Genomic DNA, 24,600 nt, shown 5'->3' on the forward strand with positions numbered 1-24,600 from the left:
ACTTATCGGCTGTTAATTTTTAAAGAGCGTTTCTGCGAGGAACTTCGTGTTTCTCAGCAGCGCTGCGTTTTCAGCAGCAGAGAAGCGAGATTATGAACCGTGTTTCGCAGTTCGTCAACAACTTTTTTATTACATCGTTGCGACTGCGGGGCTCAACTTCCAGGCCAGCTGCGCGCTCCAGACTCCAGCACACCGCCCACCTTGCTTCCCTTCTCCCGCGCCGCGTTTCCGTTAGCGCGAAAGAGGCGTGATTGTAGGCACCCGCCCCCGTCTACGCAAGCCCCTTTGTGAAAATATTTTGAAAAGCCCCCGTGCGCTCACGCGCACGGGGGCTTGGGGCTCGGCAGGCCACGCATCGCAACGCGAGCCCCCTCTATTGATGTGACGTATGCCTGTCGTCCCGCTATATATGAGGTCGCGGAACGGATAAGGAAGCGGATGCCGTCGAGTATCATGCCGCGACCGAACCACGCATTCATATCCACGATGGACAGCACCTCTCAATCCGGCGACGCCGACCTTCGCGACGAATATGCAGCGCTGCGCGAGCGCGCCATCATCCTGGAAGAACAGGCCCCACCGCTTCTGCAGCGCATCTCGGATGTATTGCCGCGGATCAGCGGTGAATCCGAACTGGCGGACGAGCATCGCGAGCGACTCGTCGGTGCACGCAACGCAGCGATGGTCTCGATCGAAAACTATCAGCAGGCGATTCCTTTCCTGCAGACCGCCGATTCGATCATCGAGCAGCTGGACAAGACGCCCGAGCGCGACGAAGACATCGAGTGGCGTGAGTCGCTACTGCAACGGCTCGACGAGCTGATCGACGTCGCAGTCGTGATGATCGACGATGCCGAAGGCTACTTCGAACAGGCGGACGCCTGCGATCTGTCCAGCATACCGAAAGCCATCCTCGAGGATTGAGCGACGCCGCTCGGGATCGCGTAGCGCACCGCCATGATGTCGGGTGCGCCACCCATCCCGATGTTTGCCGGCCTGCAATCCCGGCCTGAAGCCTTCGCCGTCACGCGGGCCGCCGCCCTCCCGCAAAAGCTCACCTTTTCGCTCCCCCCGTCGCCCGGGCCGCGCGACACGACTATGGTGCGTCGAGAACGATCGTCTCGCTCACGATCGGCACGCGGATATATCCGCCCTCCGCATCGCCATACGCGTGCGCATTCCCGTCGATGACGCATTGCGCCGTCAACGCGCAAAGGGTCGCGTCTCGCGCATCGACGGACTTCAGCGTCGACACGTCGACGCCCAGTCGTTCCAGCAATTGCCGGCGCTGGTTGCGTTTCTGCTTCGCCGATGCGACGGCCTTCCCCAGCATCGCGCAGGTGATCGCATAAGGATAGGTTTCGAAGCTCGCGCGCCCGCCCGCATAGTGGGCGCCGGTCAGCAGCGGATAGGCATCCGCGAGCGAGCGGTAGACACGCTCTCCCATGAACATCCAGTCGAAGAAACCTGACGTGCTTGCAACCGCCTGTTCCCGCGACGGCGTCGGAAAGCACGAGATCCGTTCGCGCGCGAGCGCCTGTTCGGCCGCGCGGCGCCCGCTCCCCGTCCACCACAGGCTCGGTGCGTCGACACCCACGGCCACGACGTCATGGGCGAGGCACAGCGCAGGCACCGCCTCGGGCGCGATCCGTTCCTCGCGGTAGACGACTGTCCGTCCGCGCAGGATCACGAGATCGCACTGCTTCTTTTCGCCACCCACATCGACACCCGCGACGGTCGGCGATTGCCACGTGGCGGATCCGAAGGATCGAGCGGATCGCATGCGGGCGCGTCAGTCCGCCGGCCGAGCGTCGTAGGCGGTGTCGAAGATCGCCTCGAGACCGGGATGCACACCGCGCATCGGGTCGACGACCGACTTCGCCCAGTCGAAATACGCCTGCTTGCGCTCGAGCGGCCAGTCCGCGGGGGGATGCCGCGCGATGTCGCGCAGGTTGCAGATCTTGTCGGCCAGCTTCACGAGCTTCGCGCGCCGGCTGATGGTCGCCGCATGCTCGACCTGCAGACGCTTGCGCTCCTCCTTCGGCAATGACTTGTCGTCGGTGACTTCCATCACGATGTCCGCCACGTCCTTGCCGAACAGTCGCAGCAGTTCCTGCTCGGTCGTCTCGGTATCCTCGACCGTGTCGTGCAACACGGCCGCGACGATCACACGTTCGTCCTCGACGCCGGCCTCGTTAGCCAGCACGTCGGCGAGTGCGATCGGATGATTGATGTACGGCGACGCTTCTTCGTCCTTGCGCCGCTGATTGCGATGCTTGTCTGCCGCGAATGCGATGGCGGCTACCAGCTTTTTCATATTCCCCCCTCGTGTGGCCTGGCCCGCGACCGGCAGAACCGGCCGCGTGCATTTCGGAACCGCACATACTACCTGTTCGTGATGACCCTGCCCGCGCGCCGGCATTCACGCACACCCTGCGTCACGCGCCCACCGGTGCGCGCTGGAGCTCGACCACGTTGACCCGCGCGCCGAATACATCTCTCACGAGCGGCAGCAGATGGTCGTGGTGCGTCAGGAACAGCACCTGGGTTCGCGTCGACAGATCGCGCAGCGCATCGAGGCCGGCCTTCGCGCGCGCATCGTCGAAGTTGATGAACAAGTCGTCGGCCACGAAAGGCAGTGCGGTCCGGCTGCCGAGCTGCAGCTCCAGCGCCGCGATCCGCAGTGCGAGGAACAACTGGTCGCGCGTCCCTTCGCTCAACCCGGCGACCTCGACCGATGCCCCCTGCGTCCGTCGTGCATACAGGGCGGGCGGCGTCCGTTCGGTATCGACGGTCAGCCGCGCGAATTCGCCCAGCGTAAGCCCGGCGAAAATCTCGCCCGCACGCCTGAGCATCGGCCCCTGCTTCTGGTCCCGATAGCGATCCGTCGCCCACTTCAGCAACCGGCTCGCCGTGGCCGCCTCCAGATACTGTTCGGCTGCTTCGCCCATCGCCGCCAGCGCTTCCTGTCGCTTCGATTCGGCAACGGCCGCGTTCGCCTGGCCGTCGATCGCGCCGAACGCCTGATCGGCCACGACCTGCTGCTGGGCAAGCTCGTTCAACCGCTTGCCGACGTCGCCGAGCGACTGCTTCACCGCTTCGAGGTGCGCCGGTACGTCGGCGATGTCCTGTTCCGCGACTTCCGCTTCGACGGCGGACCGGGACAGGCCGTCACCATCGCGCACCAGTGCCTCGTGCGCCGCATCGACCGCCTGCCGAAGCTGGCGCTGGCGATCCGAGCGTTCGGCCAGCGGCAGCGCCGCGTCGATCGACGCTACGCCGGCGAGTTGCAGCAGCGGCTGGATGCGTGCATCGGCACCGGCCACCGCGGCGGCCGCATCCGCGACCTTGCCGTCGGCCTGCCGCACGGCGTCGTCGGCGCGATCGATCGCACGCGCGATTTCCTTTGCAGTCGAAAGGCGCATCGTCAGTCGGCGTGCGACGTCCGGCCAGTCGCCGCTCGTCAGCCATTCCGGCGCGAGCGCTTCGGCGAGCCGTCGTGCACCCGACTCGAGCGCGGATAGCTCCGCACGGATCGCGGCGATCCGGTTGCGCGGCGCGTCGGCATCGGCCAGTTCGGCCGTCACCGCGTTGGCGAGCCCGAGCGCACCTTCCGCCGCGGCCAGCGTCGCCGCGCTCGCGGACAGCTTGGCGTCAGCCAGCGCGTCGCGCCATTGCGCATGCCACGCATCGTAGGCCGCCTGCGCGTGACCGGCGCGCGATTGCGCCGTCGCGCATCCGCGTTCCGCCTCCCGTGCGCGATCCTCCAGGCTGTCCTGCTGCGCGAGCGCTTTCTCGGCCGACTGTACAAAGGTCTCGGCGATTGCAACGAGCGCCGCCAGACCGTCCGACTCGCCGCCGCGCGACACGGTACGCAGTGCCGTGCGCAGTGTGGTTTCGGCACCCGCCCGCGCGGCGCGAATCGCGTCGAATTCGCGGCGCAGCCGGTCGAGGTCGGCCTGCGCGGCGAACACCGTGTCGCGCTTTGCAAGCCAGTCGCCCATCGCCGCCAGCGGCATGCCGGGCACCGCGGCCGTCGTCGCGAGCGCAGCCCATGCGTCGCGATGCGCGGTGAGCTCACGCTCGCGCTCGTCCAGCGCGGCCTGCCTGCGCGTCACGCCGGCACGCGCGGATTCGACCTGTTGGCGCAGCGACTGCAACGTCGCCGCCGCCTGCGTCGCGCCGAGCTGTGCATCGACGAGTTCGTCCGCCAGGCGAATCGCGTCGTCGACCGCAGGTGCGCCCGTTGCGAGATCGACCGCGCCGCTGCGGATATCGCCCCACGCGCCGTCGCGTCGCGCGCGCGCCGCCAGCACGTCGGCGGTCGTGACGACCTTGTGGTTCTCCGCGAAGTGCTTTTCCTGCAGTTCGAGCCGTTCGAGCTCTTCGAGTGCGCCGTCCCGCGCGTCGCGTGCAGCAGCGACCGCACTCGCGCGTTCGCTGTCTTCCTTCAGCAGCGTGCCGAGCCGCGCCGCCGACGGCACGTCGAGCGCACGCAGCGTATCGACCGGCATGCGCCACTGGCCGAGCGCATCGAGTGCGCCGGACAACGTGCGTTCGGCGGCGGCGATTTCCTGTTCGAGCGCCTGCTCGCGCTGGCCACTGTTGCGAAAGCCCTGCGCATCGGCCAGCGCCGCACGCAGCGCCTCCGGCACGTCGACGGTCGACAGGCGCGCCTGTTGTTCCTGCACCTGCGCAAGCTCGCGCGTGCGTTCGTCGAGCGATTCGCGCGCGCCGGCAAGCGCCTGGTGCAGCGCACCGTGTTCGCGCAACAGGTTTGCAACGGTCTTCAGCGACAACGCGGTCGGCAGCGACGCACGCAGCGACGCTTCGTCGGTCGGCCAGCCGAGCTGGGCGGCCGCTGCAAATGCGGCGGACAAGTGCCGCTCGACATCCGCGCCGAGCAGCAGCAGATCCTGCGCGTGATTCATGCACGCGCCGCGCAGCCGGTCGAGCGCTTCGATGTCGGCTTCGAGCGCCAGCGTGTCGGCGTCGGCGTCGATCGCATCGCGCGCCTGCCGTTTTGCGAGCAGGTCGGCACGCCGTTCCTCGAGCACCTTCTGTTCGGCCGCGAGATCGCCCTGCGCCTTCAGCAGATCCGCGTACGCGGTGGGCGGCAACTCGACGACCGGGCCCAGTTCCGCCAGCGCAGCGTCCTTGACCGTCAGTTCCTTCAGGTATGGCGCCAACCGTCGCACGCGTTCGAGCTTCGAGCGCAGCGCTTCGAGCCGACGCTGTTCGGCGCGTGCCTGCTCGATCTGCTGTTCGACCGCTTCGCGCGCGTCCTTGCGTTCGACCCAGTCGCGCGTGCGCACCTGAACCGTCTTCAGTTCGGTCACGGCTTCGTTGAACGACGATTCGGCGAGTGCAAACGCGCTGCCGCTGCGGCGCGGCGCCCAGAGCTCGACCGCACGCGCATCGAGCTCCTCACGCACCGGCCCGAGACTGCCGACACCGGCAGCCGATTCGAACAGCACCTGGCCGAGCTTGTCGGATGCGTCGAGAATGCTCCGGCCGCCGTCGACCAGACGCCCGTGATCGAGCCCGAACATCTGTTCGAAGAATTCGCGCGTGGCGCCGTCAAGGACCTCGGCCAGAAAGTCGTCGGGCAGTTTGTCGTCAGCGGGTGTGCGCAGCGGACTGCGTCCGCGCGCGCGGTGGAACACGAGTTCGCCCGTGCCGCTCTCCAGCACGCCGCCGATCCGCAGTTCGGGCGTGCTGTGCAGGAAATCGAGCGGCGTTTGCAGCTTCATCCCGAACAGCAGCTCCGACACGGCCGTGCGGATCGTCGACTTGCCGGCCTCGTTCGGCCCCACGATCACGTGGAAATCCTCGCCGGCCGACGGGAATCGCAGCGTCTCGTCGGTGAACTTGCCGTACTTGATCAGATCGAGCTGGTTGATCCTCATCGCTTATTCCCCCCTCGCCAGCCGCGCGAGCAACGCGGGCCCGACCTGCTCGACGAGTGCGGTCAGCTCACCCGCGCGCGCCATCGTCAACAACGGCACCTCTTCCTTCACGTCGCTGCGCACCTTGCCGACGAACGGCTTCAGGTCGCGCTCGAGCAGTTCGAGGAAATCCGGATCGCGCGCGGCGTCGGCCAGGATCTGCTTCAGGTCCTCCAGCGCTTCGAGCTGCTCGCTTTCGCCCGACTGATGATCAGCGGCGGACGTCGCGAGCCGGACCTTCTCGAGCCACAGCCGCTCGTTGCCGATGATGCCGATCTGGTTCAGCACCTCCGCGCGCAACTGCGGCGCGCGGCCGAAAAAGAGGCCATGCGCGGGCGTGCGCCCCGTGACCGTCACGCGCACCGCGCGCGGCACATGGCCGTCGACGGTCAGCAGCGCTTCCAGCGACTGGCCGATCTTTCTCGAGAGGTCGGCGACGGTAAGGCAATCGGACGCGTCGACCGACACGGCTTCCCACCGAAGCACGTCGAGATACAGGCGCTCGACCTGCGTGCGGCCCTGCTCGACCGTCACGAGCACCGCGCCGCGGCGGCCCGTCTCGCGGATATGGCGCCCCTGCAGGTTGCCGGGAAACACCACCGTGGACGGCCCCGACCATTGCTGAAATTCGTGCACGTGGCCGAGTGCCCAGTAGTCGTAGCCTTTCGCGTGGAGTTCGGCCAGCGTGCACGGCGCATAGTTCGCGTGCGCCGCATAGCCTTCGAGCGCCGTGTGCAGCACGCCGATGTTGTAGTAACCGGGCACCGGGTCCGGATAGCCGATCGCGAGATTGTCGACGACAGCCTTGTCCTTGAAGCTCTGCCCGTGCAGCGCGACGTCGAATTCGGGCAGCTTGTGGGTTTCCGCCTTGCGGTGGCCGAACACGGTGACGTTGTCGGGCAGCGTCAGCTTCTTCGTCATCTCGCTTTCGGCATCGTGGTTGCCGCCGAGCACGAACGCGCGGATGCCGGCCTTGCGCAGGCGCCCCATCTGCTGGCCGAAGAAGATGCCTGTGTTGTGGTCCTTCCAGTCGCCGTCGTACAGGTCGCCGGCGATCACGAGGAACGCGACCTCCTCTTCGATCGCACGATCCACGAGCTGCCGCAGCGCCTCGCGCGACGCGTTGCGCAGCTGCGCGGCCGGCGCGTCGGGATAGGCGCTCAGGCCGTGCAACGGGCTGTCGAGGTGTATGTCTGCCGCGTGGATGAACTTCACGAAGATTCCTTTGTTTCATGACGATGGAGCCAGCGATCGACGTGCGGTGCCGCCAGCCGGGCCATCAATCGCAATCCTGGTAGCCGCCGAGTTCGCCGCAATGGATGCAGCGAAACATATACGCGGTCGGCGAGCCAGCCTTGTCGAGTGCGGCGAAGAAGCGCTCCCACTCGCGGCCCTCGTCGAGTCCGGTTGATTCCCGAATCGACGCAACGGCCTGCGGGCCGAGCGCCGTCAGTTCGCCTGCACCTGCCCGGCCAATGAACTGCGCGCCATCGCCGCAATGCGTCCACCACCGTTCCTGCTGCCAGCCCTGAAAGCCCGGCGTGCGGCAGGCGATTTCGTCGACGACCGCGTCAGGCACCTCATCCCATTCGCCGCCGCCGATGCCGTACGTGTCGGTAAAGACCGCATCGAGCCGCGCGTGTGCCGAACCGTCGGCAACGCACCACGGGCAGATGCATTGCTCGTACTCGTCGACCGCATACACGGGGCCCGCGTACACGTAACCACGTGCATCGCCGCAACACACGCAGCGCGCGTCCGAGCGGATCACGCTACCCGTTGCCAGCGGGTCGGGATGGTACCTGAAAGCGGGTAACGACATGAGGCTCTCCGTCGATCCGGATGGTGGGGGCGCACGCGATGCGAATTCGAACGGCCATTGTGCCGCAGCCCGGCCACGTTACTGCGGAATCCCGGTCTCGACAAACGTGCCGTTCACGAAACGATAGACGCGATGCGTTGCACCGCCGTGAGCAAGAAATTCCCACCGGATGTCGATGCCGACCGGGTCGTCGCGCCACGCGATCGCCAGGTAGGGCGATTGCGCGCCACCGTCGGTGTCGAGCGAAACGGAGTCGAGGCAGCTTTGAACCGGCAGCGAGAAACGCGGCACGGCATGGGCGCCGTGCAGCTCCAGCACGTACAGCGCCCCTTCTTCGCCCGCGCCGCAATAGCCTGTCGGGCGGCTGCTCGACGAGCGGTTGACGACGACCAGCAGATAGTCTTTGCCGTCGATTCGCTTCGAACGGTCCGACGGGAATGCAACACTCGATGCATCGCGCAATGCGTGGCGAAGCGCGGCCGGCACGATCAATGCCGATTTCCGGTGGCGGGCGGCATCGACCTCGAACAACCCCGGGCGCGCCCATTCGATCGCGTGACCGTTGGCGAGCCGCACCGATTCGGGCGCCGGCGTTTCGGCGAAGGCAACGGCGGCATTCGAGGCCAGCAGCGCCAGCGCCGCGAGCTTCAACGCCATCGATTTCGTCGGGATGATCCGTGTCCGCATCAATCGCGCAGGAGGGTCGTGAAGTTCGTCGCATGCGCCGGCATGCCGTTCGGGCAGCCCCGATCCAGGAGCGCCCCGCGCGCGTCGTTCGTCACGACGCACGTGGCTGATCCACGAGGTGCCGTCACTCGCCACGCGGCACCGGCGGCGGTGCATAGCCGTTGTCATTGCCGGGGAACGGATTCGCGTTGCGGCGCAGCGCTTCCTCGTCGTTCTCCTTCTGCGCGAACACCGCGACGCCGATCACGCCGACGTTCGCGGCATCGCCATACTTCGAATTCGCGACATAGCTGTCGGGCACCGCCGCGAAGCGGAACGCGGCGACTTCGTCGCGGCTCTTGCGGAAACCCTCGATCGTCAGCGTGCGGCCCGGATACAGCACGTAACCGCCGTTCGTGTAGCTGCCGGGCCGCCCCGACAGCACGTCGAGCCCGTCGACGCTCGACACGATCTCGAACGTACGGCGCCCCTGGTTGCGCAGCACGATCATGTAGCGCGAACCTTCGACGCCCGCCATGTGCCAGCGGCCGTCGCTGCGTGCCAGACGCAGCGGCGCGCCCTTTTCGTCCGTGAACGACAGCGCGATGTCGCCGTTGGCGAGCGCGACGCGGGTCGGCAACCGGCGAACCTGGGACGCGGGAGGATGTCCGGGCAACGCGTCGTTGTAGTAGACCGACGCAAGATCCGTCGGCTTCGCCGGATCCGCGCGTTCGAAATCGACCTGGCGGGTTTCGGATCGCACCGACTCGCCCCATGCAGTGCCGAGCCCGCGGCGTTCGCTGGCGTCCGGTGCGGCGGCGGATGCGCTGGTACTGCCGGACGGCGGGGGCGACCCTGCGCAGGCGGCCAGCCAGAGCGCGCAGGCGAGCGCGAGAAGGCGGAACAGGATGGTCATGACGTGAGGCCTCGGAATGTTATCGGGCCGCGCCGGACTGGCCGGAACGGCGTTTTGGTGTCGTCTGTCGTCACGATGTCGATCGGACATGCTGGCCCGTATCGGACGGCGCCGCGATCGCGGCGGCCCGGCAACCGGGAGCCTCGCTATTTAAGCATGGCCGGCGGGCGATGGGCAGGGGGTGCACACGCCGCCCGTTGCCGGTCCGTGCCGGCAGGCGGGCAGGCCCGTCGCGTCGCCGGAGGGGTGGCGAACGCCGACGCATCCCGGTATCGAGGACGGGATGAACGGCGCGCCGCGCGCGCCCATAAAAAAACCCGGCCCGCATCGAAGCGGGCCGGGCTCTATCGGGAAGCGTGACGCTTACAGCGCGCCGCCTTGCGCCGACGCCGAACCCTTCACGCCGACCGATGCGCCACCCTGCACCGAGTTCGTCGCGCCTTCAAGCGCCTCGCCGGCCTTCGCCTTCGCGCCGCCTGCGACGTCGCCTGCCGTCGACACCGCGCCTTGCGCGTGGCTCTTTGCCGTGCCCGCGACGTGCTTCACGTGCGATTTCGTCGAGTGGACGGCCGATGCGGCGGCATCCTTCGCGGTGCCCGCTGCCGAGCCGACCGCATGCGTCGCACCGCCAACCGCGTCGCCGGCTGCCGAGCCCACGCCGCCGACCGTCTTGCCGACGCCGTTCAGCGCGCCGCCAACGGCGTTGCCCGCGCCCGAACCCGAGCCTGCCGCATTCGCGCCGGCGCCAGCCTGCACGCCCACGCCGCCACCGAGCAGCGGCGTCTGAACCTGCGCGCCGACACCTGCGGAACCCTGGGCACCGGTCTGGGCCGTCTGTGCGAAAGCAGCCGAAGTCGCCATCGCCGTCAGTGCAGCACCCACCAGAATCGTACGAATCGTGTTCATGGTCATTCTCCCCAAAGACGTTGTTGCTGCGGGCCGCCTTCGTGCGGCTTGTCGCATGCCTTGCCGCGACGTGCGGCAGGTGGAGCTAATGTAGCGGCGCGGACGCGCAAAACGACTGATTTGCGGGGACTGTTACTTCCGTTGCAAATGCTGACGATTGCCTCACATAGTTTGACAATCGGGGGCTTGCGGCGGAATTGAGCGGTGGATCGGGTGAACCTGGAGGCCTGCCGCGCGGAGCATGTCGCGGCCGATCGGGAAAACAGGCCGGCAAAAACGCCTGGCAGGGAAACCGGCCGCTTCGATAAGCATTCCAAAGAACGTGTATCGCCCAGCCGTCGGTGCGGCCCGACAACCGGCTCCTCGCGATGAGTTCGATATCGTCGGATACGCATGCCGCCGCACCGGCGTTCCCCGCTGCGCCGAACGCGAGCTTGAACGCCATTTCCGTCAGCGCGCTCACGGCCGGCCGGTCGACCGCTGTGCCTGGATCGCCATCGACTTCATCGAACGACGCCATCCACTGCGCGTCGAACGGCTTGGCATCGCGACTGTCCAGCGCGCGATTGCAATCCAGGTCGCCGAGGAAATCGAAAAAGCCCGGCACCGACAGGATGGCGTCCATTTCAAGCAGATGCACGCTCGTCATTGCGACACCTTCACGATGCGCGGCCCCGACCGCCCGTTGATGCATGCAGGCAGTTCGGGGCCGCGCGTCCTGCCCGGCTACGGCCGGAACGTATCGCCGAGCACGACGCCTTCACGCCGCGGATCGGTGCCGCCCTGCAACGCGGGCGACTGGCCGACCGTCACGCGCATCACGGTATTGACGCCGCTCGCCTGCGCGGACGTCGACACCTTGTGCCCGAGCGCGAGCAGCCCCGTGATCAGCGGATCGTTCGCCCCGTTGTTCGCCGTGTTGACGTTCGGGTGCTCGCCGCCGACCGTGGTCGTCGGGCTGTTGCTCGCGCCGAAGTCGACGAGCCCCGCCGACTGCTGCGCATCGAGCCCCCAGTCGAGCGCGCCGACGAGCGTCTTGACCACGTACTGCGGAATCGTGCCGCCGCCCGGCGAACCGGTCGCCATCACGAAATCGCCGCGCGAACCGTCCGCGGCCTGCCCGAACACGATCGTCGGCGCCATCGAGCTGCGCGGCCGCTTGCCCGGCTGCAGGCGGTTGGCCACCGGATTGCCCGCGCTATCGACCGGGTTCGCCGAAAAATCGGTCAGCTGATTGTTCAGCAGGAAGCCGTTGGTCATGTGGAACGAGCCCATGCTCGACTCGACCGTCGTCGTCGCGCTCAGCACGTTGCCGTCGCCGTCGACGATCGTGAACTGGTTCGTGCCGTGCTCGATCAGCGTCGTGTCGACACCGAGCGGCACCGCGCCCAGATTGCCGGGCTGGGCGGTGCCCATGCTCTTGGTCGGGTCGATCAACGCCGCGCGCGATTTCAGATACGGCTTGTTCAGCAGCGTGTTCCAAGTGCCGCCCGGCAGCGGCACGAAATCCGTATCGGCCACGTACTTGTCGCGGTCGGCATACGCAAGCCGCTCCGCCTCGGTGATGAGGTGCACGCCCGCGACGGTCGGCTTGCCGCCTTCGAGATCGATCGCCGTCGGCTTCAACGACTTCAGGTCGTAATTCTCGAGAATGCCGAGCGCCGACGCGACCGCGATGCCGCCCGACGACGGCGGCGGCATCCCGCATACCCAGTAGCTGCGATACGTCGTGCACACCGGATCGCGGCGCTTCGCCTGGTACGCGGCCAGGTCGGCGACGGTCGTCTTGCCCGGCGTGAGCGTCGACCCGTCCGCGCCCTTCGTCGTCGCGATCTTCGCAACGATGTCCTGCGCGATCTGCCCCGTGTACAGCACGTTCGCACCCGACTGCGCCATCTGCGTCAGCGTGCGCGCATACGCGGGATTCTTCAGCACGGTGCCGAGCGTCTTCGGCGAACCGTCGGCGTTCAGGAAATACGCGGCGGCCTCGGGGTCGCGCTTCAGGTTCGCGGCGTTGGCCGCGATCGCATCGGCGAGCCGGCCACCGATCGGGAAGCCGTTGGTCGCGAGCGTGATCGCATCGCCGAACAGGTTCTGCCACGGCAGGCGGCCGTGATCCTGCTGCAGTGCCTCGATCAGCCTCGGCACGCCGATCGTGCCGATCGAGCGGCCGCTCGCCCGTGCGTTCGGCAGCGGCGCGGACCGGTCGGTCGCGTCATCGACGTAGCGCAGGTAGTTCTCCGTCGCGGCCGCCGGCGCGGTTTCCCGGCCGTCGTACGCCTGCAGCGTCTTGCCGCGCGCATCGTAGTAGAGCAGCACGCCGCCCGAGCCGAGGCCCGTCGCCTCGGGCACGGTCAGGCCGAGCACCGCCTGCACGGCGACCGCCGCGTCGGCGGCCGTGCCGCCCTTCTTCAGCACCGCGCAGCCGGCCGCGCTCGCGTATGCGTTCGACGTGGCCACCAGATAGGTCTTCGCATAGACCGGCTTCATCCCGGTGCGATAGCCCGACGATGCCTCCGGCAATGACGGGTCGCCCGGCTGGTTCGAGCCCACCACGACCGTCGCGCCGCTGTTGTCGACCGCGAGGCAGCTCGCATCGGTGGAAGGTGTCGGCGTGCGGCCTGCGTCGTTCTCGACGTCGCCGCCGCATGCCGTCAACAGGGCGGCCGCGAGCAACGCGGACGCATACGGAAAAATCGCTGTTCTGTTCATTGTCTGCCGATGTTCTCGTAGGTCGTTGCGATGGACATCACGCTGCCTGCGACCCCCTCGGTGCGCCGGCAACGCGTTCGATAGTCCCATGAACAAAATTTTTTCCGCAATAAGGGATTGGCGTAGCGCGGCCGGATGTTGTGTGCGCAACGTCACCGATTACGCACGCGGGTTCGCGTGCTGCACTGCATCGCAATGCGATGCGCCCGCGCGGCCGATGGCGTTACTTTGCTGCCCGTCGGCGCTTGCCGGCTGCGCCGCCGGCGCGCGCGAATCCGCTCTCCATCGCTTCGATCGCCTCGGAGAAGAACTCGAGAAACATCGTCATCGCGACGGTCGCGCTCATGTCGGCCCGCTGATAGATGCAGCTGAACGAGCGCGCCCCCGCATCGGCAAGCGGCGTCCACGCGAGCCGGCCGGCGGCCACGTCGTCCGCGACGTTCTCGGCGATCAGGAAGCCGACACCCGCACCTTCGGCCGCGAGGCGCCGCACCATCGGCACCGAGCCCGTCTCGATCAGCGGCCGCACGTTGCGCGGCTGCCGCGCATCGATCTGGTCGAACATCGCGCGCAGCTCCGTGTCGGGCCTCATCAGGATCAGCGGATGCGCGAAACAGTCGCGCAGCCGCACCTTGCCGCCGGACGCCGCAAGCGGATGGCCCGGTGCCGTGACGACACCCAGCGGCTGAGCGAATGCGCGCACCTCGACGACGCCCGCCGCCGTGCGCCGGCGCAACGCATAGCCGATGTCGGCCTCGCCTGTCTCGACCCAGCGCACGATGCTCTCGCCGTTTCCCGAACGCACGCTGTACGTGACGCCCGGATAGCGCTGCATCGCAGCGAGGATCGCGTCGGGCACGAGCCTTTCCGCGGTCGACGCGGGTACCGCCAGGTTCACGTGCCCGCGCCGCAGCGCACGCAGGTCCTCGACCTGCGTGAGCGCGTTGTCGAAGTCGCGCTGGCCGCGCCGCACGGCCGCGATCACGATCTCGCCGGCCAGCGTCAACTGCATGCCGCGCGGCAACCGGTCGAACAGCGGCACGCCGACCTGCTCCTCGAGATTGCGGATCTGCTGGTGCACCGCCGCAGCGGTCAGGTGCAGCGCGTCGGCCGCCTTGCGAATCGAGCCGCGCCTCGCGACCTCGTCGAAACAGCGGAATGTCTGCGATATCGAACGCATGAAAGGTCCGTTAGATTTTTCCGAACAGGCCGTCAAGAATAATCCAGTTTTACTGACCGTCCGGATCGTCTAGATTCCGCTGCATCCCCGCATCCGATTCGAATGGAGACTGCAGTGACAACCGTCGACCAGATTACCCAGCGCCGCCGCGGCGTCGGCCTCATCGCCCACGATCCCGCCCTGTCCGCGGGCGGCTATACGCTCATCGCGCCGCAGACGGCCGACGGCAACGTCTATCTCGTCGGCATCGACGGCGAAGTCGTGCATCAGTGGAAGATGCCCGTGCGCCCCGGCCGCCACGCGGTGATCCTCCCGAACGGCAACCTCGGCTACAACGGCAACCATCCGCAATCCGAATCGCGCTATGCGCCGTGGTCGATGTGGCATGGCGGCGACTTCTACGAAGTCACGCCGCAAGGCGAAACCGTATGGCGCTACGAGGATCCCGCGCACCACCACGATGCGCAGTGGCTGCCGAACGGCAACCTGCTCTACGCCGCGTGCGCGCCGGTCGACGCCGCGTTCGCGCGGCGCGTGCCGGGCGGCACGCCGCACGGCGACGACGAAGTGATGTATGCGGACGTGATCCGCGAAGTGAACCGGGCCGGGCAGATCGTCTGGGAATGGCATGCGCGCGACCATCTGCGGCCCGAGGATTTCCCGATCGCGGCCGGTTTCGGGCGCTATCACTGGCCGCTCGTCAACGGCCTCGCGGTCGATGCGAACGGCCGCGTGCTGATGAGCCTGCGCACGACGTCGGGCATCATCGGCGTGAATCGCGAAACCGGCCGCGTCGACCTGCGGATCGGACCCGACGTCGTGTCGCACCAGCATGCGCCGGTGCCGCTTCCGAACGGCAACATCCTCGCGTTCGACAACGGCAATTTCCGCCACGGCGCGCACGTCGTGTTCTCGCGCGTCGTCGAGATCGATCCGGCGACACAGCGCGTCGTGTGGTCGTATGCGGATGACGTCGTGAACCTGTTCTACACGCCTTTCATGGGCAACGCGCAACGCTTGCCGAACGGCAACACGCACGTCACCGAATCGTCGACGGGCCGGCTGTTCGAAGTGACGCCCGCCGGCGAGGTCGTCTGGGAATACGTGATTCCGTGGTTCGCCGAATACCCGGACGAAGCCGCGCGCAAGACCGGCCCCGGGCAGCTCAACAGCGTATTCCAGACGTTCCGCTACAGCGCCGCGCAACTGCCCTGGCTGCGGGCCTGACCGTTCGTTCACCGCCGGTTTCCGGCGCTCGTCGCCGTTCGCTTCGAAGGGGCCTGCCGTGTCGCACGATCCGATCTCAACACCCATCGACGCACGGCTGCCCCCATGGCAGCTCGCGCTGTTCGGGCTGCAGCACGTGCTGTCGATGGCCGCGTCCCCGATCACGGCCGTGTTCCTGATCGCAAAAGTGCTCGCGCTGCCGGCGGACCTGACGGTCCAGCTGATCGGCGCGACGTTCTTCGCGTGCGGGATCGGCACGCTGCTGCAATCGCTCGGCGTCGGCGCGATCGGCGCACGCATGCCGTTCGTGATGGTGCCCGGCGGTGCACCGACGATGCTGTTCGCCGGCATCGCCGCGCAATCGGGCCTGCCGACGGCGGCCGGCTCGGCGTTGCTCGCCAGTGCGTTCTACTGGGTGCTGTTGCCCGTCTTCACGCGCTGCCTGCGGCTCTTTCCACGCATCGTCGTCGGCGCGATGCTGCTGCTCGTGTCGGTCAACCTGATCCGGATCTACGCGGCGATCGTCGTCGGCCAGCCCGGTTCGGCCGACTTTGCCCAGCCGCGCGCGCTCGGTCTCGCGCTGGCCACGATCGTCGCCACCGTCGTCGTGGCCGGTACGTTTCGCGGCACGCTCGGGCGTCTCGCGGTGCTGATCGGCCTGATGGCCGGTGCGACGCTCGGCTGGGCGCTCGATGCGATGCCGGCGCTCGCCGACGTGTGGCGCGGCCCGCTGTTCACCCATCCGGTATGGCTGCCGTTCGGGATGCCGCGCTTCGACGTGCTGGCCGCGCTGCCGCTGCTGATCTTCACCGCGATCTCGATGGCCGAGGCCACCGCGCAGACGGTCGCCGTCGGTGAAACGTGCGGCAAGGCGATCTCGCTGTCGCGCGACGTGCCGAAGACGATACGCGGCGATGCGCTGGCGTCGCTGGCCGGCGCGCTGTTCGGCACGCCGTTGATCGTGACCAGCGCCGAGAATATCGGTGTCGTGCAGACGACCGGCGTGCGCTCGCGCTACGTGACGGCCGCCGCCGGCGCGATCCTGATCGTCATCGCGCTGTTCGCGCCGCTCGCGCGGCTCGCCTATGCGATTCCGGCCGCCGTGGTCGGTGGCACCGCGCTGGTCGTGTTCGCGATGATCGGCGTGATGGGCATCCGGCTGCTCGCCAGCGCCGACCTGCACGCGCGCGCCAACCAGTACACGCTCGCGGCCGCGCTCGTCGTCGGCCTTGCGCCGATCCTGGTGCCGAACCTGTATCGCCATTTCGGCTCACCGGTGCAGATCGTGCTCGGCAACGGCATGGCGGCCGGCACGCTCGCGGCCATTGCAACGCAACTGGCGTTCGCTGCGCTGGCGCGACTGAGCGGACAGGCGGGAACGGCAGCAGCAACAGCACCTTCGCGCGACGCCTGACGGCGACGGCCGGCAGCGCGACACGCGCGCAAGCCCCGCTTGACGACTCCCGTCGTTCGACCGACAATCGCCGCTCCCTCCTGGCGCGGGCACTCGATCCAGCCGGCGTGTGCGTCTCCTCGACGCCGCCCCGGCTTCAGGTCTTCCAGTCCCGATCTCCGCGCCGCCGTGCCACGCACGCAAACCGCCGGCCCCGCCGGACACACTCACGCAGGTATCGCCCCGAACGCCGGCTGATCGCCGCGCGGTCGCGCTTTCGCCTGCCCATTCATTTCGGAGTCCATTATGATGGTTCGTCTTTCCAAGGCAGCCATGGTGCTTGCCATGGCCTTTTTCGCGTCGCTCGTCGCGTTCGGCAACATCACCGACTACGCGACGAATTTCGCGTTCGTGCATCACGTGTTCCTGATGGACACGACGTTCCCCGGCAACGGGATCATGTATCGCGCGATCGGCACGACGTGGGTTCATCACGCCGGCTATCTCGGCATCATCTCGATGGAAACGCTGACGGCCGTGCTGTGTTGGCTCGGCGGTGTCCGCCTGCTGCGCGCGCGACGCGCCGGCGATACGGCATTCCGCGCGGCCAAGGCGTATGCGATCGCCGGCCTGACGCTCGGCTTCCTCACGTGGCAGGTCGCCTTCATGTCGGTCGGCGGCGAGTGGTTCGGCATGTGGATGTCGAAGCAATGGAACGGCGTGCCGGACGCGTTCCGCTTCTTCATCACGCTGCTGCTCGTGCTGGTCTACCTGACGATGAACAACGACGGCATCGACGACACGCATACCGCGCACTGACACGCCGCTTGCATCGGGCCGGGCGGCCAACAGGACATCAGGACGATTGCCGGCGTGACCGCGTCCGGCTATAAATCGTGCATGGACACGAATCGCTGGATTCACGACCCCGTCGGCGCCTTTCGCGCGTGGCAGGAAACCGCCGCGACCGGCGCCGATCGCCGGCCGTTCGCGCCGCGATCGGTCGTGCAGCACATCGCGATGTTCGAACGGTTCCTGCGTTATCTGACCGAACGACGCGTGTCGCTGGCCACGTTCGGACCCGACCACGTCGCGGCCTTCCTGGTGGAACTCGATCGCACCTGCATGCCCGGCACGTCGACCCGCGTGCGCTACGCGAAGCTGATCGACCGGCTGGGCCGGCATCTGGTCGACGCCGGTGTGCGCACGATCCATCCGGCCGGCCGGACGACGCGCGATTTCGCATGGCCGGACGGCGAGCCCGAGCCGTGCTATCTGCCGCCCGATGCCGACGCGGCGCTGCAGCGCCACGTGCAGCCGCGGGCAAACGACACGCCCACCGACTGCCGGAATCGCGCGATCGTCGCGCTGCTGCTTGCGAGCGGCATCACGTCGGCCGAGATCCGTGCGACAACCTGCGACGCGCCCGATCTCGACGCGCAGCCGCCTGCGCTCGCCGTGCCGCGCGATCGGGCGCGGCCGGCGCGCCGAATCACGCTCGCCGAATTTGCGGTGGCGCCGCTCGCCGCATGGCGGGTGCGCTCGGCAGACACGCCGGCATCCGCGTTGCTGTTTCCCGCGCCGCGCGGCGGTGGCGCGATGAACGACATGTTCTTGCTGCTCGTGGTGCGCGACGCGCTGACCGCGATCGGTTTCCACGCGGCGGACATGAGCCCGCGCGTGCTGCGCAATACGTATGCACGCCGCCAGTTGCTTGCAGGCCACGCGCAGGCCGACGTCAGTGCGATGCTCGGTCTCGTCAGCACGCGAACAGTCACGCGCATCCGGCAGACGCTGCCGCCCGATGCGGCCGCGGACCGCGCCGCGCACGGGCGCTGATCCGGCCCGCGCTCGGCGCTCGGCGCGCGCCGCGAGTCGCTCGGCGCCCTATTCGATCGACGGCGACTGGATCAGCCGCAGAATCCGTGTGTCGTACGGCGAATGCATGACTTCGGCGATACGGACCTCGGAAGCGGCCGGATGCAGCGGATTCAGCAGGAAGTTGTGCGCGTGCGGCACGACGACGCTCGGCACGCGCAGCAGCGCGCTCGGCTGCGTGTGCAGCCACTCGGTGCCGGCGCTGCGGGTCCAGTCGACGTTGGTTCGCCAGTCCTCCGGCGCGTCGCCCTCCGCGATTTCGGCGATATCGATCGAATCGGCCGCCTCGATGCGAAGCAACTGGTATCCGCTCGGCAATTGCGCGACCGTGGCGATTTCGAAATGAACGAGCGTCTCGAGCAGTGCGAGCGCCGGATGCTCGGCGAGATACACGACGGGCTGCCCGGCAAAATGCCAGCGCCCGCCGGCGCGCAACCCGCCGATCCCTTTCAGGTCGGCGAAATTGCTGATCCGCCACAGTGTCGTCAAGCGAAGTACCCCTCGTCGATCTGCGTGAGGGCTTCCTCGACGAGCCGCGCGCCATGCTCGGTGCTCGCCATGTCGAGCGACGTGCGGCCGCCGAAGCGCTGAAGCCCGTTGCGCAGCCACGCCATCGCCTTCTCCTGGTCGCCGAACGTAGCTGTCGCCTGTGCGACGATGCGCGCGAGACGGATCGCCTTGTCGGATTCCTCCTGCGACAGGCGTTCGTGCGCCTGGCGACGATGGCTCAGCGTGCGACGCGGAATGATGAAGGCCAGCTCGTCGGATTTCAGCCCGCGCTCGGACAGACGGTCGATCACCGAGACGTCGATGCGGGCGCTCGCCAGCTCGGCAAGATCGGCCCCCGATCGGACACGGATCGCCAGCAGCTGTTCGAGAATCGTGAATTCGGCCTGACGCGGATGCGCGACGCCCGAAGGATGGAAAGCAATGGTGCTCATGACCTCTCCCGGCAATTTGCCCAATCATTATAGGCGTTTTGCCGGAAGCATGCGGGCGTGGGCGATGGGCGCGCCTGTGGTGCTCGTCGGGGTGCCTGCGAAGGCGAGGACGACATGCCCCACCGACCTGGAAGCAAGCTTCTGTGGCCGCGAATCGAAGATTCGCCCGGGAGATGGGATGCAATTATTCAGTATATAAAGTTCAGCAAACGTCGTACGGTTGTCACGTAACAACTTTTTAACTGATTTCATTTTCTCCGATTTCGCCGGTTCATCCTTCCGGACAAGGTCGATCGGTTCGATCAAGACAAGTGGATGTTCTTCAAGCGTGCCCCCGTCACCCGGAACGCCGCTTCTGGCGATTCACCGTCCGTCGCGATGGAATCGCATCGCCGTGCACTCGTGCCGGATGCGCTCCCATATCGCGCGTTTCTCGTCATCGTTCATGAACACCCAGTGCGAGACCTCGTCGGCCGTTCGGCCGCATCCCTTGCAGACATCGTCGAACAACGTCGAGCACACTCCGACACAGGGGCTGTCGGGTAAGTCATGAAGTGTGGAAGCCATTGGAACGCTCGTATCGGTTGAAAATCCGGCAGCGTTACGAATCGCGCTCCCATACACGGGTACCTTTCCGCCCGCGACGCGGCCGATGCCATAACACGAACCCGCCCCGCTTGCCTCGACGACGCCGCCAGCCGAACCGGTGTCGTCGCGATGCCAGCGCCATGAGGATCACTGCGCGATCGCGCCAGACGTCCTGCAGCGGTGCGAGACTGCCCGGGCCGGCTGTCCGAATGATGGCGTTATCGCCGGGCGATGCGGCGTTCACGGGTGCCCGGGTTCGATCGTGCGGTTGCCATATACAGTCGCACGACCTGGTCATTCAGGAGCCGCGATTCACTTTTCGCGCACAACCTCCGCCCAATACCCAGGATCGTGCGCCACGCCGCGAGCAATCAGCCAGCCCACGCGGACGACCGGATCACGCTGCAGAAATTGCCTGCGTGGAAATGCGGATCCTTGTCTGCGAGCACGTCGGCCTTCACGTTGCCGAACGTCGTATCAGGCTTGTGCTTGATCCCGTCGTAGAACGACTGAATGATGTCTTCCTTGAAGTGCGGCGTGCGCGGATGCGCACGAACGACGGCCTCGCGCTCCACATCGCTGTATTCCGGATAGGTCAGGCCCAGCACATCCATCTCGACGCCCGCGGTAACGAGCGCGATCACCGGATGCATGTGCTGCGGGATGCCCGGCGTGGTATGCAACGCGATCGAGGTCCACACGACGTCGATATCCTGCTGCGAAATGCCCTTGCCCTTCAGGAAATCGCGTGCGGCGTTGGCGCCGTCCACCTCGAAACGCTCGCACGCGCTGCTGTGTTTGTGCGTGAGCCCCATGTCGTGGAACATGCAGCCGCAGTAGAGCAGCTCGGGATCGTATTTCAGCCCGCGCCGCTGGCCCGCAAGCGCCGCGAAATAGAACACTCGGCTGGAATGATGGAACAGCAACGCAGACGCGGTATCGCGAACGAGCTCGGTGATCTCGCGCGTCAATTGGCTATCGGGAATGGTGATGCCTGCAACGTTCTCAGTCATGATCGACCTCCATTGAAAACACCCTCGATTCTCCGGCGTCCGATAGTTGTCTCCAATAGACGTGTTACGTCAGATCCTGCCATTTTGCGCGACCGACGGACACGGCGCCCGCGCAGCGGGAAGAACACCGGAAACAGGCCCGTCTGCGAGCATCATGCGCCACTGGCGCCTCTATACTGCTACCCGCCACGTTCGACACACCACACCATCGATCATGCCGAAGGTCGTAGGAATTTTCGCCGTTCCGGGCGTTCAACTGCTCGATGTCTCCGCACCGCTCGACGTCTTCGCGCAAGCGAACGCCGAATGCGGGAAGCCGTTCTATACATTGCGGATCATCGCCAGCGAGTCCGGTCCGATCCGCAGTTCGTCCGGCGCGCAGTTACTGCCCGACTGGATCGTTCCCGACATTCCTGAGCGCATCGACACGCTGCTGGTCGCCGGCGCGCCGAGCGCCGGCCGGATCGCACTGCGCACCGACGTCCTCGCGTGGCTGCGAGCGGCGGCCGTGCAGAGCAAGCGCTACGGCTCGATCTGCACCGGCGCGTTCATCCTCGCGGCCACCGGCCTGCTGAAAGGCCGTCACCTGACCACGCACTGGGCTGCAGCCGATGCGCTTGCCGAAGCCTATCCATCGCTCGCCGTCGACGCGGACGCACTGTATGTGCGCGACGGCAAGCTGCGCACCGGCGCCGGCGTCACGGCCGGGCTCGATCTGGCGCTCGCGCTGGTCGAGGAAGATCTCGGCCGCGAGATCGCACGGCGCGTCGCCGCACAACTGGTCATGTTCTTCAAGCGCCCGGGCGGCCAACTCCAGTTCAGCCGCAAGGGCGAGGCGCGCCCCGCCGGACGTTCGATATTGCAGGAGGTCCAGCGCTGGATCGCGGCGAATCCGGAACTCGAGCATTCGGTGGCGGAAATGGCGAAGCATGCGGGCATGAGCCCGCGCCACTTCGCACGCCTGTTCCGCGCGGAAGTCGGCATGACGCCGGCCGCATGGGTCGAGGCGACCCGCATTTCGGCCGCCCGCCACTTGCTCGAGAACGGTCACGACACGCCGAAACAGGTCGCCGCGAAATGCGGCTTCGCGAATGTCGATACGCTCAGGCGGTCGTTCACCCGGCACGTCGGAATCACACCTGCCGAATACCGGAAACGGCAGGCGGTCCTGGTCGAGTGACGCGGCCGTGTGCCACAAATACGGCAAGAACGATATAAACAGCCCCGCTCAAATACTTCGGAATGCGATTTAACTGGTCGTTTTGTGGCCCCTGCCGATCGACGGCATCGCCGCACTCATGGCTCCGTCCGCAGTCCCTATCCAGCGCGGGACAGCCTCGCAATCATCAGATTAAATACCCGCGGCCCCAGATCGTTTACCCAGTTGCAATAATTATTCGCTGGAACGCGTATTTCCGACCGGTAACGCGATCGCTACGATGCAATCAACCGCTGAACGCAACAAGCGAAGCGCGAAATCAATGAAACCGGAGGTCATCATGAAGTCGTTCATCTACGCTGTCGTCGCCGCAACCGCCCTGTCCGCCTCGTACGGCGCATTGGCACAATCGAATCCGTCGGGCCAGCTGACGCGTGCCCAGGTGCGCGCGGAACTCGTCCAGCTCGAACAGGCCGGCTACAAGCCCGAAGTCTCCGATCAGTATTACCCGCGCGCGCTGCAGACCGCCCAGGCCCGCGTGACGAACGCCGATGAAACCGGCTACGGCGCGCAAGCCGCCGCTGGCGTACGCGCCGGCCGCGCGATCGCAGTCAAGCAGGATGGCCGCGACTCCGTGTATTTCGGCCAGTAAGCCGGACACGCGACCGCGTATTCCGATACGCGCGCAGCAAACGAAACACCCCGCTCTGAACTGCACCCCAAAAGTTGGATTTTTGATCCGACATTTGGGGTGTTTGTTTTCCGGTCGTCCGCGCCCGGAACGGATTGCGCGCCCCGATCGATGCGATCTTGCGAGTCGTATGCCGCGCGGCTCCGTTCACGACGGCAGCCGGTATTTGCGCATAGAATGGCCGCGTGGTCGGTGCCGGCCAACCCGAACGCGAGCGGAACCACGACGCCCGGCTTGCCCGAGCGTCGCCGCGCCCGCAGGCCGGCCCCGATGCCGCACTCATCGCATTTTTCGAAAAGGAGCGGTTTCATGTCTCAAACATCCGGTTCCATGATCACGTTTCGACGCCCGGACGGCCAGGAACTGCAGGGCTATCTCGCCACGCCGGCCAAGACCGAGGGCGCGCCCGCGGTCGTCGTCATCCAGGAATGGTGGGGGCTGAACGACCAGATCCGCGGCGTCGCGGATCGCCTCGCGCGCTGTGGCTACTTCGCGCTCGTGCCCGACCTGTATCGCGGCAAATCGACGGTCGAGGAAGAGGAAGCGCACCACCTGATGACAGGGCTCGATTTCGGCGACGCGGCTTCGCAGGACATTCCGGGCGCCGTGACGCATCTGAAGACGCTCGCCTCGCGTGTCGCGGTGACGGGTTACTGCATGGGCGGCGCACTCACGCTGCTGTCGCTGCAGTTCGCCGATGCGGACGCGGGCGTCACGTGGTACGGCCTCCCGCCGCTCGACTACCTCGATCCGGCGAAGCTCAAGGTGCCGCTGATGGGCCACTGGGGCACGCAGGATGCGTTCTTTGCGATCGACCAGGTCGATGCGCTCGAGAAGAAGCTGACCGATGCGAAGGTCAATGTCGAATTCCATCGCTATCTCGCGCATCACGCATTCGCGAACGAAACGGCTGTCGGCCCCGGCCGTATCGCCGGCACGCAGTTCGATCCGGTGTGGTCGCAAATGGCGTGGGATCGCACGCTGACGTTCTTCGGCCGCACGCTTTGGGAAAAGCAGGGTTAAACGTAACGCCGTTTCAGGCGCAAGCGGCTACGCAGACTGCGTAAAAAGAAACGCCACGGATTTTCATCCGTGGCGTTTTCGTTTTCGCGTCGGGCAGCCTCCGCGAACAGGGACAATGGCTCGCCCCTGCCCTTGGTCTTGCTTACCCGTTCGTCGCCGTTGCCGACGCAGGCGCCGGAGCAGCCGTCTTGTCGTAGTCGACCGGTGCATCCGGCGCGCGCGGCGTTTCGCCGGCCCGCTCGATCCACCCGCCGCCCAGCGAACGGTACAGGTTGACCAGGTTGGTCCAGCGTGCCAGACGCGCATTGATCACCGACTGCTGCGCGCTGTACAGATCCGTCTGCGCAGTCAGCACCGACAGATAGCTGTCGACGCCGTTCTTGTAACGCAGGTCCGACAGGTCGAAACGTCGCTGCTGCGCGTGCTCGTTGCGCTCCAGCGCCGCGATCTGCTGGTCGTACGTGCCGCGTGCGGCCAACCCGTCCGCCACGTCGCGGAACGCCGACTGGATCGCCTTCTCGTAGTTCGCGATCTCGA

The 24,600-nt window shown here is 66.8% G+C and carries 24 protein-coding genes; 8 read left to right on the forward strand and 16 right to left on the reverse strand.

Annotated elements, in window-relative coordinates; translation table 11 throughout:
* Nucleotides 1-453 precede the first annotated feature (453 nt).
* Nucleotides 454-924, forward strand: a complete 471-nt coding sequence (locus tag G3N98_RS27300; RefSeq protein WP_206149745.1) for an ATPase — start codon at nt 454-456, stop codon at nt 922-924.
* Nucleotides 925-1,096: 172 nt separating this feature from the next.
* Here the strand turns inward: G3N98_RS27300 and G3N98_RS27305 are convergent, their stop codons facing one another.
* From G3N98_RS27305 to G3N98_RS27355, 11 genes are all read right to left on the reverse strand, one after another.
* Nucleotides 1,097-1,783, reverse strand: a complete 687-nt coding sequence (locus tag G3N98_RS27305) for a DUF429 domain-containing protein (protein WP_206149747.1) — start codon at nt 1,781-1,783, stop codon at nt 1,097-1,099.
* A 9-nt stretch (nt 1,784-1,792) separates the two neighbouring features.
* On the reverse strand, nt 1,793-2,317 hold the full coding sequence (locus tag G3N98_RS27310; RefSeq protein ID WP_043185438.1) for an HD domain-containing protein: 525 nt from the start codon (nt 2,315-2,317) through the stop codon (nt 1,793-1,795).
* 121 nt (nt 2,318-2,438) lie between these two features.
* The gene (locus tag G3N98_RS27315) at nt 2,439-5,909 is read right to left on the reverse strand and encodes a YhaN family protein (protein ID WP_206149749.1); all 3,471 of its coding nucleotides are present in this window, start codon (nt 5,907-5,909) and stop codon (nt 2,439-2,441) included.
* A gap of 3 nt (nt 5,910-5,912) precedes the next feature.
* Nucleotides 5,913-7,163, reverse strand: coding sequence for a DNA repair exonuclease (locus G3N98_RS27320; protein WP_206149751.1), 1,251 nt, complete (start codon nt 7,161-7,163; stop codon nt 5,913-5,915).
* Nucleotides 7,164-7,227: 64 nt separating this feature from the next.
* Nucleotides 7,228-7,770, reverse strand: a complete 543-nt coding sequence (locus G3N98_RS27325; protein WP_206149753.1) for a CbrC family protein — start codon at nt 7,768-7,770, stop codon at nt 7,228-7,230.
* A gap of 78 nt (nt 7,771-7,848) precedes the next feature.
* The gene (locus G3N98_RS27330) at nt 7,849-8,427 is read right to left on the reverse strand and encodes a hypothetical protein (RefSeq protein ID WP_206149755.1); all 579 of its coding nucleotides are present in this window, start codon (nt 8,425-8,427) and stop codon (nt 7,849-7,851) included.
* A gap of 154 nt (nt 8,428-8,581) precedes the next feature.
* Complete coding sequence (locus tag G3N98_RS27335; RefSeq protein WP_089430063.1) at nt 8,582-9,352, reverse strand: hypothetical protein; 771 nt, start codon at nt 9,350-9,352, stop codon at nt 8,582-8,584.
* Nucleotides 9,353-9,715: 363 nt separating this feature from the next.
* Complete coding sequence (locus tag G3N98_RS27340) at nt 9,716-10,258, reverse strand: hypothetical protein (RefSeq protein ID WP_089476552.1); 543 nt, start codon at nt 10,256-10,258, stop codon at nt 9,716-9,718.
* 85 nt (nt 10,259-10,343) lie between these two features.
* Nucleotides 10,344-10,907 carry a hypothetical protein gene (locus G3N98_RS39940; protein ID WP_241026101.1) on the reverse strand — a complete coding sequence of 188 codons (564 nt, stop codon included), beginning with the start codon at nt 10,905-10,907 and terminating at the stop codon, nt 10,344-10,346.
* Nucleotides 10,908-10,984: 77 nt separating this feature from the next.
* Nucleotides 10,985-12,970, reverse strand: coding sequence for a gamma-glutamyltransferase family protein (locus tag G3N98_RS27350; RefSeq protein WP_206149757.1), 1,986 nt, complete (start codon nt 12,968-12,970; stop codon nt 10,985-10,987).
* Between the two features lie 223 nt (nt 12,971-13,193).
* Nucleotides 13,194-14,150, reverse strand: coding sequence for a LysR family transcriptional regulator (locus G3N98_RS27355; RefSeq protein ID WP_206149759.1), 957 nt, complete (start codon nt 14,148-14,150; stop codon nt 13,194-13,196).
* 102 nt (nt 14,151-14,252) lie between these two features.
* Between G3N98_RS27355 and G3N98_RS27360 the strand changes: the two genes are divergently transcribed.
* From G3N98_RS27360 to G3N98_RS27375, 4 genes are all read left to right on the forward strand, one after another.
* A complete protein-coding gene (locus G3N98_RS27360) occupies nt 14,253-15,377 on the forward strand; it encodes an aryl-sulfate sulfotransferase (protein ID WP_089476497.1) in 1,125 nt (374 codons plus the stop codon).
* A 58-nt stretch (nt 15,378-15,435) separates the two neighbouring features.
* Nucleotides 15,436-16,791, forward strand: coding sequence for a solute carrier family 23 protein (locus G3N98_RS27365; RefSeq protein WP_206149761.1), 1,356 nt, complete (start codon nt 15,436-15,438; stop codon nt 16,789-16,791).
* Between the two features lie 285 nt (nt 16,792-17,076).
* Complete coding sequence (locus tag G3N98_RS27370) at nt 17,077-17,589, forward strand: DUF2165 domain-containing protein (protein WP_206149762.1); 513 nt, start codon at nt 17,077-17,079, stop codon at nt 17,587-17,589.
* An 81-nt stretch (nt 17,590-17,670) separates the two neighbouring features.
* On the forward strand, nt 17,671-18,609 hold the full coding sequence (locus G3N98_RS27375; protein ID WP_206149763.1) for a site-specific integrase: 939 nt from the start codon (nt 17,671-17,673) through the stop codon (nt 18,607-18,609).
* Nucleotides 18,610-18,657: 48 nt separating this feature from the next.
* Here G3N98_RS27375 and G3N98_RS27380 read toward each other — a convergent pair whose 3' ends face one another.
* The 4 genes from G3N98_RS27380 to G3N98_RS27395 all read right to left on the reverse strand — a co-directional run bounded on the left by G3N98_RS27380 (nt 18,658) and on the right by G3N98_RS27395 (nt 21,190).
* Complete coding sequence (locus tag G3N98_RS27380; RefSeq protein ID WP_206149764.1) at nt 18,658-19,137, reverse strand: RES family NAD+ phosphorylase; 480 nt, start codon at nt 19,135-19,137, stop codon at nt 18,658-18,660.
* A complete protein-coding gene (locus G3N98_RS27385) occupies nt 19,134-19,589 on the reverse strand; it encodes an antitoxin Xre/MbcA/ParS toxin-binding domain-containing protein (protein WP_089430054.1) in 456 nt (151 codons plus the stop codon). Before G3N98_RS27385 ends, G3N98_RS27380 begins: the two co-directional genes overlap by 4 nt.
* Before the next feature lie 363 nt (nt 19,590-19,952).
* Nucleotides 19,953-20,156, reverse strand: coding sequence for a DUF1289 domain-containing protein (locus tag G3N98_RS27390; protein ID WP_089430053.1), 204 nt, complete (start codon nt 20,154-20,156; stop codon nt 19,953-19,955).
* Nucleotides 20,157-20,548: 392 nt separating this feature from the next.
* Nucleotides 20,549-21,190, reverse strand: a complete 642-nt coding sequence (locus tag G3N98_RS27395; RefSeq protein ID WP_206149765.1) for an HD domain-containing protein — start codon at nt 21,188-21,190, stop codon at nt 20,549-20,551.
* A 214-nt stretch (nt 21,191-21,404) separates the two neighbouring features.
* On the opposite strand from G3N98_RS27395, the gene G3N98_RS27400 reads away from it, so the two are divergent.
* The 3 genes from G3N98_RS27400 to G3N98_RS27410 all read left to right on the forward strand — a co-directional run bounded on the left by G3N98_RS27400 (nt 21,405) and on the right by G3N98_RS27410 (nt 24,063).
* Complete coding sequence (locus tag G3N98_RS27400; protein WP_206149766.1) at nt 21,405-22,370, forward strand: GlxA family transcriptional regulator; 966 nt, start codon at nt 21,405-21,407, stop codon at nt 22,368-22,370.
* A 319-nt stretch (nt 22,371-22,689) separates the two neighbouring features.
* The gene (locus tag G3N98_RS27405) at nt 22,690-23,001 is read left to right on the forward strand and encodes a DUF4148 domain-containing protein (RefSeq protein ID WP_219846206.1); all 312 of its coding nucleotides are present in this window, start codon (nt 22,690-22,692) and stop codon (nt 22,999-23,001) included.
* A 348-nt stretch (nt 23,002-23,349) separates the two neighbouring features.
* Complete coding sequence (locus G3N98_RS27410; protein ID WP_089430049.1) at nt 23,350-24,063, forward strand: dienelactone hydrolase family protein; 714 nt, start codon at nt 23,350-23,352, stop codon at nt 24,061-24,063.
* Between the two features lie 142 nt (nt 24,064-24,205).
* Here the strand turns inward: G3N98_RS27410 and G3N98_RS27415 are convergent.
* Nucleotides 24,206-24,600, reverse strand: a 395-nt coding sequence (locus tag G3N98_RS27415; RefSeq protein ID WP_206149767.1) for a TolC family protein, incomplete at its 5' end; no start/stop codon positions are given.

The organism is Burkholderia sp. Tr-20390 (assembly GCF_017104595.1).
In the GTDB taxonomy this organism is placed as follows: domain Bacteria; phylum Pseudomonadota; class Gammaproteobacteria; order Burkholderiales; family Burkholderiaceae; genus Burkholderia.